The 13,339-nt window shown below is 71.2% G+C and carries 3 protein-coding genes; 1 reads left to right on the top strand and 2 read right to left on the bottom strand.

Features of this window, described 5'->3' with window-relative positions; translation table 11 throughout:
- Positions 1–717, top strand: coding sequence for an ABC transporter permease subunit (locus AB0F88_RS07435; RefSeq protein WP_362678439.1), 717 nt, complete (start codon positions 1–3; stop codon positions 715–717).
- A 49-nt stretch (positions 718–766) separates the two neighbouring features.
- On the opposite strand, the gene AB0F88_RS07430 is transcribed toward AB0F88_RS07435, so the two are convergent.
- Both AB0F88_RS07430 and AB0F88_RS07425 read right to left on the bottom strand, forming a co-directional pair.
- Positions 767–1,498 (bottom strand): hypothetical protein, encoded by a 732-nt coding sequence (locus tag AB0F88_RS07430; protein WP_362678437.1) that lies wholly within the window; start codon positions 1,496–1,498, stop codon positions 767–769.
- A gap of 84 nt (positions 1,499–1,582) precedes the next feature.
- Positions 1,583–13,306 (bottom strand): putative Ig domain-containing protein, encoded by an 11,724-nt coding sequence (locus AB0F88_RS07425; RefSeq protein WP_362678435.1) that lies wholly within the window; start codon positions 13,304–13,306, stop codon positions 1,583–1,585.
- Between the last annotated feature and the right edge of the window lie 33 nt (positions 13,307–13,339).

Here is a 13,339-nt window from a genome sequence, read left to right as displayed (position 1 = left end):
ATGAACGGTGTCATCGCCGGAATCTCCTACCGGGCGCTCCTCGGCCGCCGCCGGATCTGGCTGCTGATCATGCTGCCCGTGGTGCTGGTCGCCATGGCCGCCCTGCTGAGGTTCATCGGCGCCGCCGACGAGCGGACCGCGGTCACGCTCATGCAGACCTTCGCCATCGGCACCATGCTGCCGCTGCTCGGCCTGATCGCGGGGACCGGGGTGATCGCCCCCGAGATCGACGACGGCACGATCATCCACCTGCTGTCCAAGCCGATCTCCCGCCCGGTGATCGCCCGGACCAAGTTCGTGGTCGCCGCCTCGATGCTCGCGCTGTTCGCCGCCGTGCCGACCTTCGTCGCGGCCTACCTGCTGGTCAACCTCGAATCCGGCATCGCGTACGGCTTCGCGCTCGGCTCCCTCATCGGCGGGATCGCGTACGCGGCGGTGTTCATGCTGCTGGGCGTGCTGACCCGGCACGCGGTCACGATCGGTATCGTCTACGCGCTCGTCTGGGAGGGTGTGGTCGGCAACTTCGTCCCCGGCGCCCGCAGGTTCTCCATCCAGCAGTGGGCCCAGACGATCGCCGACCAGCTGTCGTCCTCCGCGTTCTTCTCCACCGAGATCACCCTCGGCTTCGCCGTCCCCGCCCTCGCCGTCGTCACCGTCGGCGCGGTCGTCTGGGCGGGCATACGCCTGCGGAGCTTCTCCCTCACCGGCGACGAGTAGCCCGTCCGGAGGGCGTGCACCCCGTTTCGAGGAGTGCACGCCCGAGTCGTCACGAGGGCGGCTGCCGCAGGTGGCGGCCGCGCCTGGAACGGCGGACGAACAGCAGCCCGGCCAGCGCCAGGACCAGCAGACCGGCACCCGCGCCCAGGCCCACGTACCCGAGGCGGCTCGACACGGGGTGGGCCCTCGCGTGCGCGGCCTCGGCCGCCGCCGCGCCGGCCGGCAACTGGTCGGAGTGGGTGGCGCAGACGATCGGCCTGTCGCTTCCCTCGGTGTTCGCGCAGGCGATGCTGGCCAGGCGCAGGAGGTCCTCCGGGGTGGCCCCCACCTCCGCGACGGTGTGGAAGGTGGCGTCCTTGCCGGGCGGCACGTCGGCGCTCCAGCGGACCTGCCCCTTCGAGGCCGAGCCCCCGCCGTCCGCCGAGACGAACCTGAGGCCGGTCGGCAGGGTCTGGGTGAGTTCGAGGTCGCGCACGCGGGTCGCCCCGGTGTTGCGCACGGTGACGGCGTAGGTGAGCCGGTCTCCCTCCTCGGCGGCGGTCCGGCCGTTGTCGATGCTGATGCTCAGGCTGGGGACGCCCCCGGTCACCGCCTTACCCGCCTTACCCGCCCTGCCCCCGGCACCCCCGGCGCCCCCGGCGTTCCCGGGGTCCTCGGGGTGCGGTTCGAGGGCGGCCACCGCCGATGACGGTGTGGCGAGGGCGACGACCAGGGCCACGCCGAGCCCGCAGCGGACCGCGGCGCGCAGCGTACCGGTGGAAGGACGGATCATCGATGTCATGGCTTTCTCCTTCACGTTGCTCGCGTACGGGATGAGTGGTGTGCGATGGGACGTCCCCCGGGAACGGCGTGGCGTCATGTGGCGTCATTTGGCCGTCGCGACATAGGTGAGCGTCCCCGAATAGGTGCCGACCTGGACGAAGGGGATGTAAGCCTCGAAGTCGGTGCCGATGGCGTCCCCGTTGGGGGCGGACGCAACCGGCTGGTCGTGGACGAGCACCGGGACGGTGGTCGAGAGGGGCTGGAAGGCCGACGCGCCGCTCTCGCGCACGCGCAGGTTCCCGATCGGGATGGTGGAGTCGTTGCCGGGCTGGTCGGAGGTGAGCTCGGGGGACGCCGCCCGCACGGTGACGGTGTAGCCGTCGAAGCTGTTCGTGATGACCGTCATGGTCACGGCCTGGTTGTCGCGGACCGTCGAGTCCGGTTTGCCGGTCAGGGTGAAGGCGCTGGTCAGGTCGATGAGGGTGATGCTGGTGGGGGTCACGGCGATCTGGACGGAACAGCCGGGGTCGGTGCCGCCGGCGGGGCAGGTGCTGCCGACGGTCGCCGAGGTGACCTGGTTGTCGAGGACCGCGTCGCCGGTGGTCTCGTGGGTGACGACCACGCTGAAGGTGACGACCGCGCTCGCCCCCACCGGTAGCTCTCCGGTCCAGCTGAGGACGCCGGCGGCGTAGGTGACGGTGCCGACGCTGGCCGTCGCGTCGTTGTTGTAGTCGGCGTCGTCGAGCAGCCCGGCCAGCGCGTCGGTGAACGCGGCCTCGGCGTACGGGGACTCACCGGTGTTCGTGGCCGTGATCGTGTACTGGACGGTGACGGCCGACACCACGTCACCGCTGTTGTCCGCGGTCTTGGTGATGGTGAGGCCGGGAGTCAGGACGGTGACGGTCGTGGTGCAGAGGGGGTCGTCTCCCCCCTCGGGACAGGTCGCCCCGGCCGTGACGGAGCTGACGGTGCTGGTCATGGTCTTGTCGCCCGGCGGAGGGTAGAGGGTGGTGACCGAGTAGGTGATCGTCGCGGTGTCCCCGATGGGCAGGGCGCCTCCCCAGCTGAGGACGCCGGCGGCGTAGGTGACGGTGCCGACGGTGGCGGTCGCGTCGCCCGCGTAGACGGCGTCGTCGAGCACCCCGGTCAGCGGCTCGGTGAACGCGGCACCGAGATAGTCGGTCTCGCCGGTGTTGACCAGGGTCACCGTGTACTGGACGGCCTGCCCGGCGACGACGGTGGCGGTGTCGGCGGTCTGCGTGATCGTGAGCTGCGGTACCAGGACGCGTACGAAGGTCGTGCACGCCGGGGCGCTGCCGCCCACCGGGCAGGTGCTGCCCGGTGCGGTGGAGGACACGCTGCTGGTCAGCGCCTTGTCACCGGGGTCGGGGTCCTTCACCGTGACGGAGTAGGTGATCGTGGTGCTCGCGCCGGTCGCGAGGGACCCGACCCAGGTCAGTTTCGGCTCGGTGTAGTCGAAGACGCCGGTGGAGGCGCTCGCGTCGTTGTTGTAGACCGTGTCGGGGAACAGGCCGTCCAGCGCGGCGACGACCGAGGCGCCGGCGTAGTCCGTCTGCCCGGTGTTGGTGAGCGTGATCGTGTAGCCGATCGTGCCGCCGGGGGTCGTGGTCGCCGTGTCGGCGGTCATCACGATGCTCAGCGCGGGGATCAGGACGGTGACGGTCGCGCCGCAGGCCGGGTCCGTGCCGCCTGCCGGGCAGGTGCTGCCGGGCACGGACGAGGAGATGACGCTGGTCATGCTCGTGTCACCGGTGTTGGGGTCGGCGGCCCTCACCGTGTAGGTGACGGTCGCGGTCGCCCCGACCGCCAGGTCGCCGGTCCAGGTCAGTGTGGTTCCTGCGAGGCCGAGCGCGCCGGTGGTGGCGGTCGCGTCGTCGTTGTAGGTGGCGGCGTCCAGCACCTCGGCCAGGGAGTTCACGACGCTCGCGCCGGAGTACGGGGTCTGGCCGGTGTTGGCGATCGTGATCGTGAACCGGGTGACGCCGCCCGGGGTCGTGGTCGCCCGGTCGGCGACGATGGAGGTGGTCAGCCCGGGGATGAGGACGGTCACCGTCGAGGTGCAGGCCGGGGCGCCGCCACCCGCCGGGCAGGTGCTGCCGGGCGCGGACGAGGCGGTGGTGTTGGCGAGCACCCGGTCGCCGGCGTCCGGGTTGTTGACGGTGACCGAGTAGCCGATGGTCACCGTCGCCCCGATCGCCAGGTCGCCGGTCCAGGTCAGGGTCTGCCCGGCGAGGCCGACCGTGCCGGTCGAGGCGGTCGCGTCGCCGTTATAGGCGGCGTCGTCCAGCACCGCCGCCAGCGGGTCGGTGACGCTCACACCGGTGTAGGCCGTCTGCCCGCTGTTGGTGGCGACGATCGTGTAGCCGACCGTGCCGCCGGGGGTCGTGGTCACCGCGTCGGCCGTCTTGACGATGGTCAGCGCCGGGACGAGCACGGTGACGAGCGTCGTGCACGCCGGGACGGTTCCGGTGGACGGGCAGGTGCTGCCCGGCGCGTCGGAGGAGACCCGGTTGTTGATCAGCTTGTCGCCGGGATCGGGATCGAGCACGGTGACCGAGTAGGTGATCGTCGAGGTCGCGCCGATCGCGAGGTCACCGGTCCAGACCAGGTTGGAGCCGGTGAGGGTGACGGTGCCGCTCGTGGCGCTCGCGTCGCCGTTGTAAGTGGCGTCCGTGAGCACCTCCGCGAGGCTGTCGGTCGCCGTCGCCCCCGTGTACGGGGTCTGGCCGGTGTTGGCGACCGTGATCGTGTAGGTGATCGTCCCGCCGGGCGTGATCGTCGTCCGGTCCGCGCTCTTGGAGACGTCCAGGGCGGGGATCAGCACGGTCACCGTCGAGGTGCAGGCCGGGTCGGTACCGCCGACGGGACAGTTGGTACCCGGGGTGGCCGAGGTGGCGAGGGAGGTCATGACCTTGTCCCCCGGGTCCGGGTTCAGCACGGTGAGCGAGAAGGTGGCGGTCGCGGTGGCGCCGACCGCGAGCGGGAGCGTCCACTTCACCGCGCGGTTCTGCGGCACGAGGACGAAGCTGCCCGCCGAGACCGCCCCGTCACCGTTGTAGACCGCGTCGTCCACGGCTCCGATGAGCAGGCCGTCCACGACGAGGTCGACGTAAGGTGTCTGCCCGGTGTTCGTGGCCGTGACCGTGTAGCTCACCACCTGGTTCGGGACGGCCGTGGTGACGTTCGCCACGTTCGTGATCGTGACCCTGGAGATCGGGACGTCGCTGAGGCAGCGGGGGTCGGTGCCGCCGGCCGGGCAGGTGCTGCCGGAGGTGGCCGAGGTGACGGCGTTGACCAGCCGCTCGTCGCCGGTGCCCGGATCGTCGACCGTGACGCTGTAGGTGACCGTGACCGCCTGGCCGGGGTTGAGAGCTCCGGTCCAGGTCAGGTTGGGGCTGGTGAAGGTGACGCCACCCGTCGTGGCGCTCGCGTTCCCGTCGTAGGCGGCGTCGTCCAGCACCCCGCCCAGCGCGTCGGTGAACGTCGCCGCGGCGAAGGGCACCTGCCCGGTGTTGGTGGCGGTGATCGTGTAGGTGACCGTCGCCCCGGGGACGGCCGACGTGGCGCCGGGCGTCTTCACGAGCGTCAGGATGGGGGTGAGGACGAGGACGCTCGCCCCGCACGCCGTGTTCGTGCTGGAGGGCGGGCAGGTGCTGCCCGCCTCGCTGGACGCGACCTGGTTGGCCAGGAGCTTGTCACCCGTAGCGGGATCGGTGGTGGTGACCGAGTAGGTGACGGTCGCGGACGCCCCGACCGCCAGGTCTCCGGTCCAGGTCAGCGTGGTCCCGGCGAGGCCGACCACGCCGGAGGTGGCCGCCGCGTCACCGTTGTAGGTCGCCTTGTCCAGCACGCTCGCCATCGCGTCGGTGACGACGGCTCCGGTGTACACGCTGTCTCCGGTGTTGGCGATCGTGATCGTGTACGCCACGGAGCCGCCCGGGATCACCGCGCTCCGGTCCGCGACCTTGGTGATCGTCAGCCCCGGGGTCAGCACGGTGACCGTGTTGGTGCAGCCGGGATCGGTCACCGCGGGGCAGCTGCTGCCCTGCGCCGTGGAGAGCGTCGTGAGAGTGATCACCTTGTCCCCCAGGTCGGGGTTGTTCACCGTGAGGCTGCCCGTCAGCGTGACGCTGCCGCCCACGGGGACGTCCCCGGTCCAGATCAGCCCCGTCACCCCTCCCGTGCCCAGCGTCAGCGTCCCGGAGCTGGCGGTCTGGTCGCCGTTGGGGACGGCGTCGTCGACGCTTCCGGGCCCGGCGAACAGGACGCCGATCCCGGAGTAGGGTGTCTGCCCGGTGTTGGTGATCACCGTGGTGTAGTAGATCACTTCGCCCGGCAGGTAGGCCGGCTTGTTGGACGAGGTCACGATGGCCAGGCTCGCCACGGTCACCGTCTCCGTGCAACGGGGGTCGGTGCTTGCCACGTCGCAGTTGCCGCCCACCGAGTCCGAGACCAGGGTGTTGGTGAGGATCCCGTCGCCCGAGGCCGGCGTGTTCGTCGTCACCGAGTAGGTGACCGTGGTCGACCCCTCGGCCGGAACGGTCCCGGTCCAGGTCAGGTCGGGTGCATCGTAGGTGACGTCACCGGTGCCGGCCACGGCGTCGTTGTTGTAGGTCGCGTCGTCCAGCACCCCGGCCAGCGAGTCGGTGAACGTCGCGTCGACGTAGGGCGTCAGCCCGCTGTTGCTGATCGTGACGGTGTAGGTGACCGTCTCGCCCTGCGCGGCCGAGGGGGCGCTCGCGGCCTTGTCGAACGTCAGCGTGGTGGCGTCGGTGATCGGGACGCTGTCGACGCAGCGCAGGTCGGTCCCGCCGGCCGGGCAGTTGTTGCCCGGAGTGGCGGAGGTGACGGCGTTCACCAGGTTCAGGTCGCCGGTCGCCGGGTTGTCGACGGTGGCCGTGTAGGAGACGGTCGCGGTCGCACCGGGCGCGAGATTTCCCGTCCAGATCAGGTCGGACCCGGTGAGGCCGACCGTTCCACTCGTGGCGGTGGCGTCCGCGTTGTACGCGGCGTCGTCCAGCACCCCGGCCAGCGCGTCGGTGAACGTCGCCCCCGTGTAGGGGAGCGGTCCGGTGTTGGTGGCGACGATCGTGTAGGTGATCGTGGTCCCCGGCACCGCCGTCGTGGGATTCGAGGTCTTGGTGATCCTCAGCGAGGGGACGAGCACGGCCACGGTGCTGGTGCACCGGGTGTCGCCGCTCGCCGGTGTGCAGTTGACGCCGGTGGTGGGCGAGGAGATCGTGTTGATCATCGCCTTGTCCCCGGGGTCGGGGTTGCGCACGGTGACCGTGTAGGCGATGGTGGCGCTCGCACCGACCGCGAGGTTCCCGGTCCAGGTCAACGTGGATCCGGCGTAGCTCACCGTGCCGGTCGTGGCGGTGGCGTCCGCGTTGTAGACGGCGTCGTCCAGCACCCCGGCCAGCGGGTCGGTGAACGTCGCGCCGGTGTAGGGCGCCTGCCCCGAGTTGACGACGGTGATCGTGTATCCGACGGTGCCTCCCTGGACGGTGGCGGCCCTGTCGGCGGTCTTGGTGATCGTCAGACCGGGGACGAGCACGTTGAGCGTGGCGGTGCAGCGGGGGTCGGAGCCGCCGGACGGGCAGTTGTTGCCCGGGGCGGCGGAGACGAGGGTGCCGGTGACGATCAGGTCGCCGGTGGGCGGGTTCTTGAGCGTGAGGGTTCCGGTGACGGTGACGACTCCCCCGACGGGGATGCTCCCGGTCCAGGTGAGGCTCGTGGCGTTGAGCACAAGCGTCCCCGAGCTCGCGGTCTGGTCCCCGTTGGGGACGGCGTCGTCGAGGGTGCCGGCGGTGAGGACGGAGACGGAGATCCCCGTGTAGGGAACCTGTCCCGTGTTGGTGAACGTGGCGTTGAGGGTGATCGTCGAGCCGGGGGTCGCCCCGGCCTGGGTGTAGCTCTGCTCCAGCACGAGACGCGCCACCGCCACCTGGACGGTGCAGCGCGGGTCGGTGCCCCCCGACGGGCAGTTGCTCCCCGTGGTGGACGAGACGGCGGTGCTGGAGAGCAGGGCGTTCCCGGTGACGGGGTTGTCGACCGTGACGGAGTAGGTGATCGTGGCGCTCGCGCCCACCGCCAGGTCGCCCGTCCAGTTCAGATCGGACCCGGTGAGGCCGACCGTACCGCTCGTCGCGGTCGCGTCCCCGTTGTAGTCCGCGTCGTCCAGCACCCCGGCCAGCAGGTTGGTGACGGCGGCACCGACGTACGGCGTCTGCCCGGAGTTGGTGACGGTCACCGTGTAGTTGACGGTGGCCCCGGGTGCCGTCGTGGCGGTGTTCGCGCTCGCGGCGATGGTCAGCTCCGGCACCAGGACGATCACCGTCGAGGTGCACGCCGGGTCGGTGCCGCCCGCCGGGCAGGTGCTGCCCGGCGTGGACGACACCGCGACGTTGCGCATCACCCTGTCGCTGAGGTAGGGGTCGTTCACGGTGACCGAGTAGGTGACCGTGGCGGTCGCGCCGACCGCCAGGTCACCGGTCCAGGTCAGGTCGGACCCGGTGAGGCCGACCGTGCCGCTCGTCGCGGTCGCGTCGCCGTTGTAGGCGGCGTCGTTGAGCACCTGGGCCAGCTGGTTGACGACCTGCGCCCCGGTGTAGGCGGTCTGCCCGGTGTTGGTGACCGTCGTCGTGTAGGTGACCGTGCCGCCGGGGACGGTCGTCTGGGTGTCGGCGGTGTTCGTGATCGTCAGCTCCGGGATCAGGACGGTGACCACGCTGAAGCAGCCGGGCGCCGTCGCGCCGACGGCCGGGCAGGTGCTGCCGGGCGCGGCGGACGTGAAGGAGCTGCTCATGACCTTGTCGCCGGTGTCGGGGTCGTTGACGGTCACCGAACCCGTGATGGTGACCGTCGCGCCGATCGCGATGTCCCCGGTCCACAGGAGCGAACCTTCCGGGGTCACGTCGATGCTGCCCGAGCTCGTCACGATGTCACCGTTGTAGGTCGCGTCGTCGAACACGTCTGCGACGGTGAACACGGCGCTGATGCCCACGTAGGGGGTCTGCCCGGTGTTGACCATCGTGAGCGTGTACGGCACGACTCCACCCGGGGTCGTGGTGCTCGACGGGGTCGTGACGGTCATCGTCAGCTGCGGGACGAGGACCGTCACGCTGCTGGAGCACCGGGCGTCGCCGCCGCCCGACGGGCAGTTGCTGCCGACGGTGGCCGAGGTGAGGGCGTTGGTCAGCGTCTTGTTCCCGGTGCCGGGGTCGGCGACGGTGACCGAGTAGGTGATCGTGGCGCTCGCGCCGACGGCCAGGTCGCCGGTCCAGGTCAGCGTGGAGCCCGCGAAGCCGACCGAGCCGCTGGTCGCGGCGGCGTTCGCGTTGTAGACCGCGTCGTCCAGTACCCCGGCCAGCGCGTCGGCGAACGTCGCGCCGGTGTACGGCGTCTGCCCCGAGTTGGTGACCGCGACCGTGTAGTTCACGACCGAGCCGGGGGTCGTGGTCAGCGTGTCGGCCGTCTTGACGATCGTCAGGCCGGGGACCAGGACCGTGACGACGGTGAAGCACCCGGGGCCCTGGTTGCCCGCCGGGCAGTTGCTGCCGGGCGCGGTGGAGACCGCGGAGGTTCTCAGGACCCTGTTGCCGGTGTCGGGATCGTTGACGGTGACCGACCAGGTGACGGTGAGCGTCTCGCCGACGGCCAGGTCACCGGTCCAGGTGGCGGTGCCGTCCGGATTGACGACGATGGTTCCCGTCGTCACGGCGAGGTCGTCGTTGGGCGTCGCGTCGTCCAGCATGTCCAGCGGGGAGACGGTGATACTCGTACCGACATAGGGGGTCTGGCCGGTGTTGGAGGCGGTGAACGTGTAGTTCACGACCGAGCCGGGTGTGGTGGTGGCCACGTCCGTGACGCTGCTGATCGTCAGTCCCGGGATCAGGACGGTGACGGTGGCGACGCACTGCGGGCCGGGGTTTCCCGGCGGGCAGGTGCTGCCGGGAGTGGCCGAGGAGACCGTGTTGGAGACGATCCTGTTGCCGGTGTCGGGGTTGCGCACCGTGGCCGAGTAGGTGATGCTCGCGCTCGCGCCGGGCGCGAGGTTGCCGGTCCAGGTCAGGTTGGGGGCGGTGTACGACAGGTTGCCGGTCGTCGCGACGGCGTCGGCGTTGTAGACGGCGTCGTCGAGCAGGCCGGCCAGCGCGTCGGTGAACGTCGCACCGGTGTACGGGGTCTGGCCGTTGTTCGTCACCGTGACCGTGTATCCGATGGTCCCTCCGGGGGTCGCCGTCGAGACGTTGGCGACCTTGACGATGGACAGCCCGGACACGGTCACGGTGGCCGAGCAGCGGGTGTCGGCGCCGCCGGCCGGGCAGGTGCTGCCGACCGTCGAGGAGGTCACCGCGTTGGCCAGCACCTTGTTGCCGGTGTCGGGGTTGTTCACCGTGACCGAGTAGGTGATGGTCACGGTGGCTCCGGCCGCCACGTTGCCGGTCCAGGTCAGGGTCTGGCCGTTCAGGGACACCGAGCCGCCGCTCGCGGTCGCGTCGCCGTTGTAGGTCGCGTCGTCGAGGACGCCCGCCAGCGGGTCGTCCAGCGTCGCGCCGGTGAAGGCGGCGGTACCGGTGTTGTTCACGGTGATCGTGTAGTTGACCGTGCCGCCCGGGACCGCCGAGGAGGCGCTGGCCGTCTTGACCATGACCAGGGCCCCGGCCGCGATCACCAGCGTCGCGGACCTGGTGTCCGCGACGCCGTTCGCGTCGACCACCCGGAAGGTGACCGTGAAGCTGCCCGTCGTGGTCGGGGTGCCCGACAGGACGCCGGTCGAGGCGTTCAGGGTCAGACCCGGCGGCAGGCTGCCCGCGCTGACCGACCACACGTACGGCGTCGTACCGCCGCTGACGGTCAGCGGGACGCTGTAGGCGACCCCGACCTGTCCGGGCGGCGGCGCGGCGAACGTGAACGTCGGCAGCGCCGCGATCGTCACGCTCACCGTCCTGGTGTCGCTCTGGCCGAAGGCGTCGACCACCCTGACGGAGAAGGAGAAGACGCCTCCCGCCGTCGGGGTGCCCGACAGCACGCCGGTGGAGGTGTTCAGCGTCAGACCGGGGGGCAGACTGCCCGCCGTGATCGACCACACGTACGGCGCGGTGCCTCCGGTGACGGTCAGCGGGATGCTGTAGGGGATGCTCACCTCGCCGTTGGGCGGCGCCGGGAACGTCAGCACCGGCGGCGGCGCGATGACCAGGGTGACCGCCCGGGTGGTGCTCACGTTGCTCGCGTCCGTCACCATCGCGGTGAAGGAATAGGTGCCACCCAGCGTCGGGGTGCCCGACAGCACGCCGGTCGAGGCGTTCAGGGCCAGGCCCGGCGGCAGGCTGCCCGCGCTGACCGACCACGTGTAGGGCGTCGTACCGCCGGTGACCGTCAGCGGGACGCTGTAGGCGACGTTCACCTCACCGGCCGGCGGCGGCGCGAAGGTGAAGGCGGGCGAGGCGTTGGGGACGACCGCGGCGGAGGGCAGGGACGCCGGACCCGGGCCCGCCGCGTTCACGGCGGTGACGGTGAACGTGTACGAGGTGCCGGGGGTCAGGCCGACGACACGCTGGGTGGTCGCGGTGCCGGCGAACGTCTGGGTGGGCTGCGCGACGCCGCCGATGTAGGGCGTGACGACGTAGCTCGTGATGGCGCTGCCGTTGGTCGCCGGCGCCGTCCAGGTGAGGTTCGCCGAGGAGGTGCCCGCGGTGGCCGCGGTGATGGTGGGCCGGCCGGGGACGTCGTAGGGGACGACCGCGTTGGAGGCGGGGCTGGCCGAGCCGGTGCCGACCGCGTTCACCGCGGTGACGGTGAAGGTGTAGGTCGCACCGGCGGTCAGCCCGGTCAGCGTCCTGCTGGTGGCCGAGGCGTCGAAGGACACCGGGGTCTGGACCACGCCGTTGCGGATCGGGGTCACGATGTAGCCGGTGATGGCGCTGCCGTTGGCCGCCGGCGCCGTCCAGCTCACCGTCGCGCTGGTCGTCCCGGCCACCGCGGTGGGCGCGGCGGGCGTCCCGGGGACGGAGGTGTAGGTGTAGGCGGCCTGCGCGTCCAGCCCTTCGGTGACGACGTTGACGTTCACCGCGCCGGCCGAGGTCCTGGCGGGCATGGAGGGGATGGTCAGGGTGCCGTTGCCGTTGTTGACGAAGCAGCCGACGGTGACCCCCGAGGGGCACGGCAGCAGGACGACCGGGGTGCCCGCCTGTTGCTGGGCGGTGGTGCCGATCTCGATGGCGGTGGCGTTGGAGATGTTCGTACCGCTCACGGTCACCGTGTTACCGCCGGAGATCGTGCCCGAGTTCGAGCTCAGGGAGATGCCGCCGGGCGTCGCCGGCAGCGTGCCGACGGTCGTCGTCGCCAGGTAGGCCGGATTGGCGTCGTTGGACGACGCGGTGACCACGGTCCCGCTCTGGATCTGCGCCGGCGTGACGCCGGTCCCGGTGACGATGCCCACCACGGTGAGCGGCGGTAACGTCGTCCCGTCCGCGAACGGGGTGGCGAAGTTCGTGCAGGTTATGGAGCGCGACGACGGAGCCGAGCAGACCCACCCGGTGCCGTACGCCCCCACCGGCACCGTCCCGGCGGGCAGGGTCTGGGTGATCGTGATCGGCGCGGTCTCATCGAGACCCGCCGCGACACCCGCGACCACGCTGTAGGTGACGGGGTCGCCCGGCTGCAGCGTCGCGGCGTTGTAGCTGGTCTGGGAGACGGTCAGCTCGGGAACCGCGCTGATCGTGGCCACCCTGGCGTTGTCGACCTCGTGGAAGTCGGTGATGCCGCCGGTGGAGGCCACCCAGCCGAACGCCAGCTGCCGGGGGATCCCGGCCGAGGTCAGCCAGCTCGCCGGGAACAGGCTCGTGGAGACCGCGGGGAGGGTGCCGGTCAACGTCCTGGACGTACCGTTCACCAGGGTGGTTATCACTCGGTAGCTGTTGGCCGGGATGGCCATGCCGGCGGCGGTGGTGAGAATCGTGTTGGTGGGGTTGATGCCGACCTGGACCGGGACGGGCGTGCGGGCGGTCGATCTCAGTCCGAGAACGGGGGCGCTCGTCGAGGTGGCCGTGCTGTTGATCGCGCAGTATCCGACGGTGCCGTTGCCCGGCCCGCGGACGACGACCTGGCCGGGCACCCGGACGCCGCCCGACCCGATGTAGGCGGGGTTCGTGCAGCCACTTCCCTGGTAGGCGCTGTTGCTGAAGTTTCCGTACACGTCGAAGCCGATGCCGAGATAGCCGTACGCCAGGCCGGGGAGGGAGGAGAACGAGGTGTAGCCGAGCGCACCGCCCGACTGGCCGATGTTGGCCGGAGGCGTGGATGTGGCGGGGTTCACCGCGGCCAGGACGAAGGTCATCCCGTCGGCCGCCGACCCGCCGTACTGGTAGGTGTTGAACGTCACGTCCAGCCCCTGCGAGGTCGGCACGCTGGCGGCGCCGAGGAGCCCGCCGACCTTGGTGGTGGCCGCGTCCGTCAGGCGCAGCTTGCCCGAGCCCTGTTGGTCCCGGTTGGCGTCACAGGTGTGCAGGGCGCCAGTGCTGTTGTTGCCGGAGGCGGTCAGGCACGCCATGTTCGTGCCGCCGCTCGGCAGCGCGGGCAGCACCACGGCGCCGAGCCCGTTGGGCGTGTTGTTGTGGAAGGGCTGGTCGAACACGATCGTGCCGGCCGCCGACGCGGCCATGGGAGCCGGCGCGTTCAGCGCGCCGGCGGCCGCGCTCAGGACGAGCAGCTGGGCGAGTGCCCGCCTGTACCTCGGCAGCGGGCCCCCGATCAGGCCTGTGAACCGGCCGGGCGCCCCCGCCGGGCGTGGCACGTCACTCATCACGACCACCGGACGCACACGGGCCGGCCGTCC

It is taken from the genome of Streptosporangium sp. NPDC023963 (genome assembly GCF_040639135.1).
GTDB lineage: Bacteria > Actinomycetota > Actinomycetes > Streptosporangiales > Streptosporangiaceae > Streptosporangium.
The sequence above is the reverse complement of the archived record's forward strand: the minus strand, read 5'-3'. Positions and strand labels throughout refer to the sequence as shown.

What these genes read in the sequence shown, in the direction of transcription:
- AB0F88_RS07425 (WP_362678435.1), bottom strand. Translation starts at nt 13,306, where the DNA reads ATGAGTGACGTGCCACGCCCGGCGGGGGCGCCCGGCCGGTTCACAGGC.
- AB0F88_RS07430 (WP_362678437.1), bottom strand. Translation starts at nt 1,498, where the DNA reads ATGACATCGATGATCCGTCCTTCCACCGGTACGCTGCGCGCCGCGGTC.
- AB0F88_RS07435 (WP_362678439.1), top strand. Translation starts at nt 1, where the DNA reads ATGAACGGTGTCATCGCCGGAATCTCCTACCGGGCGCTCCTCGGCCGC.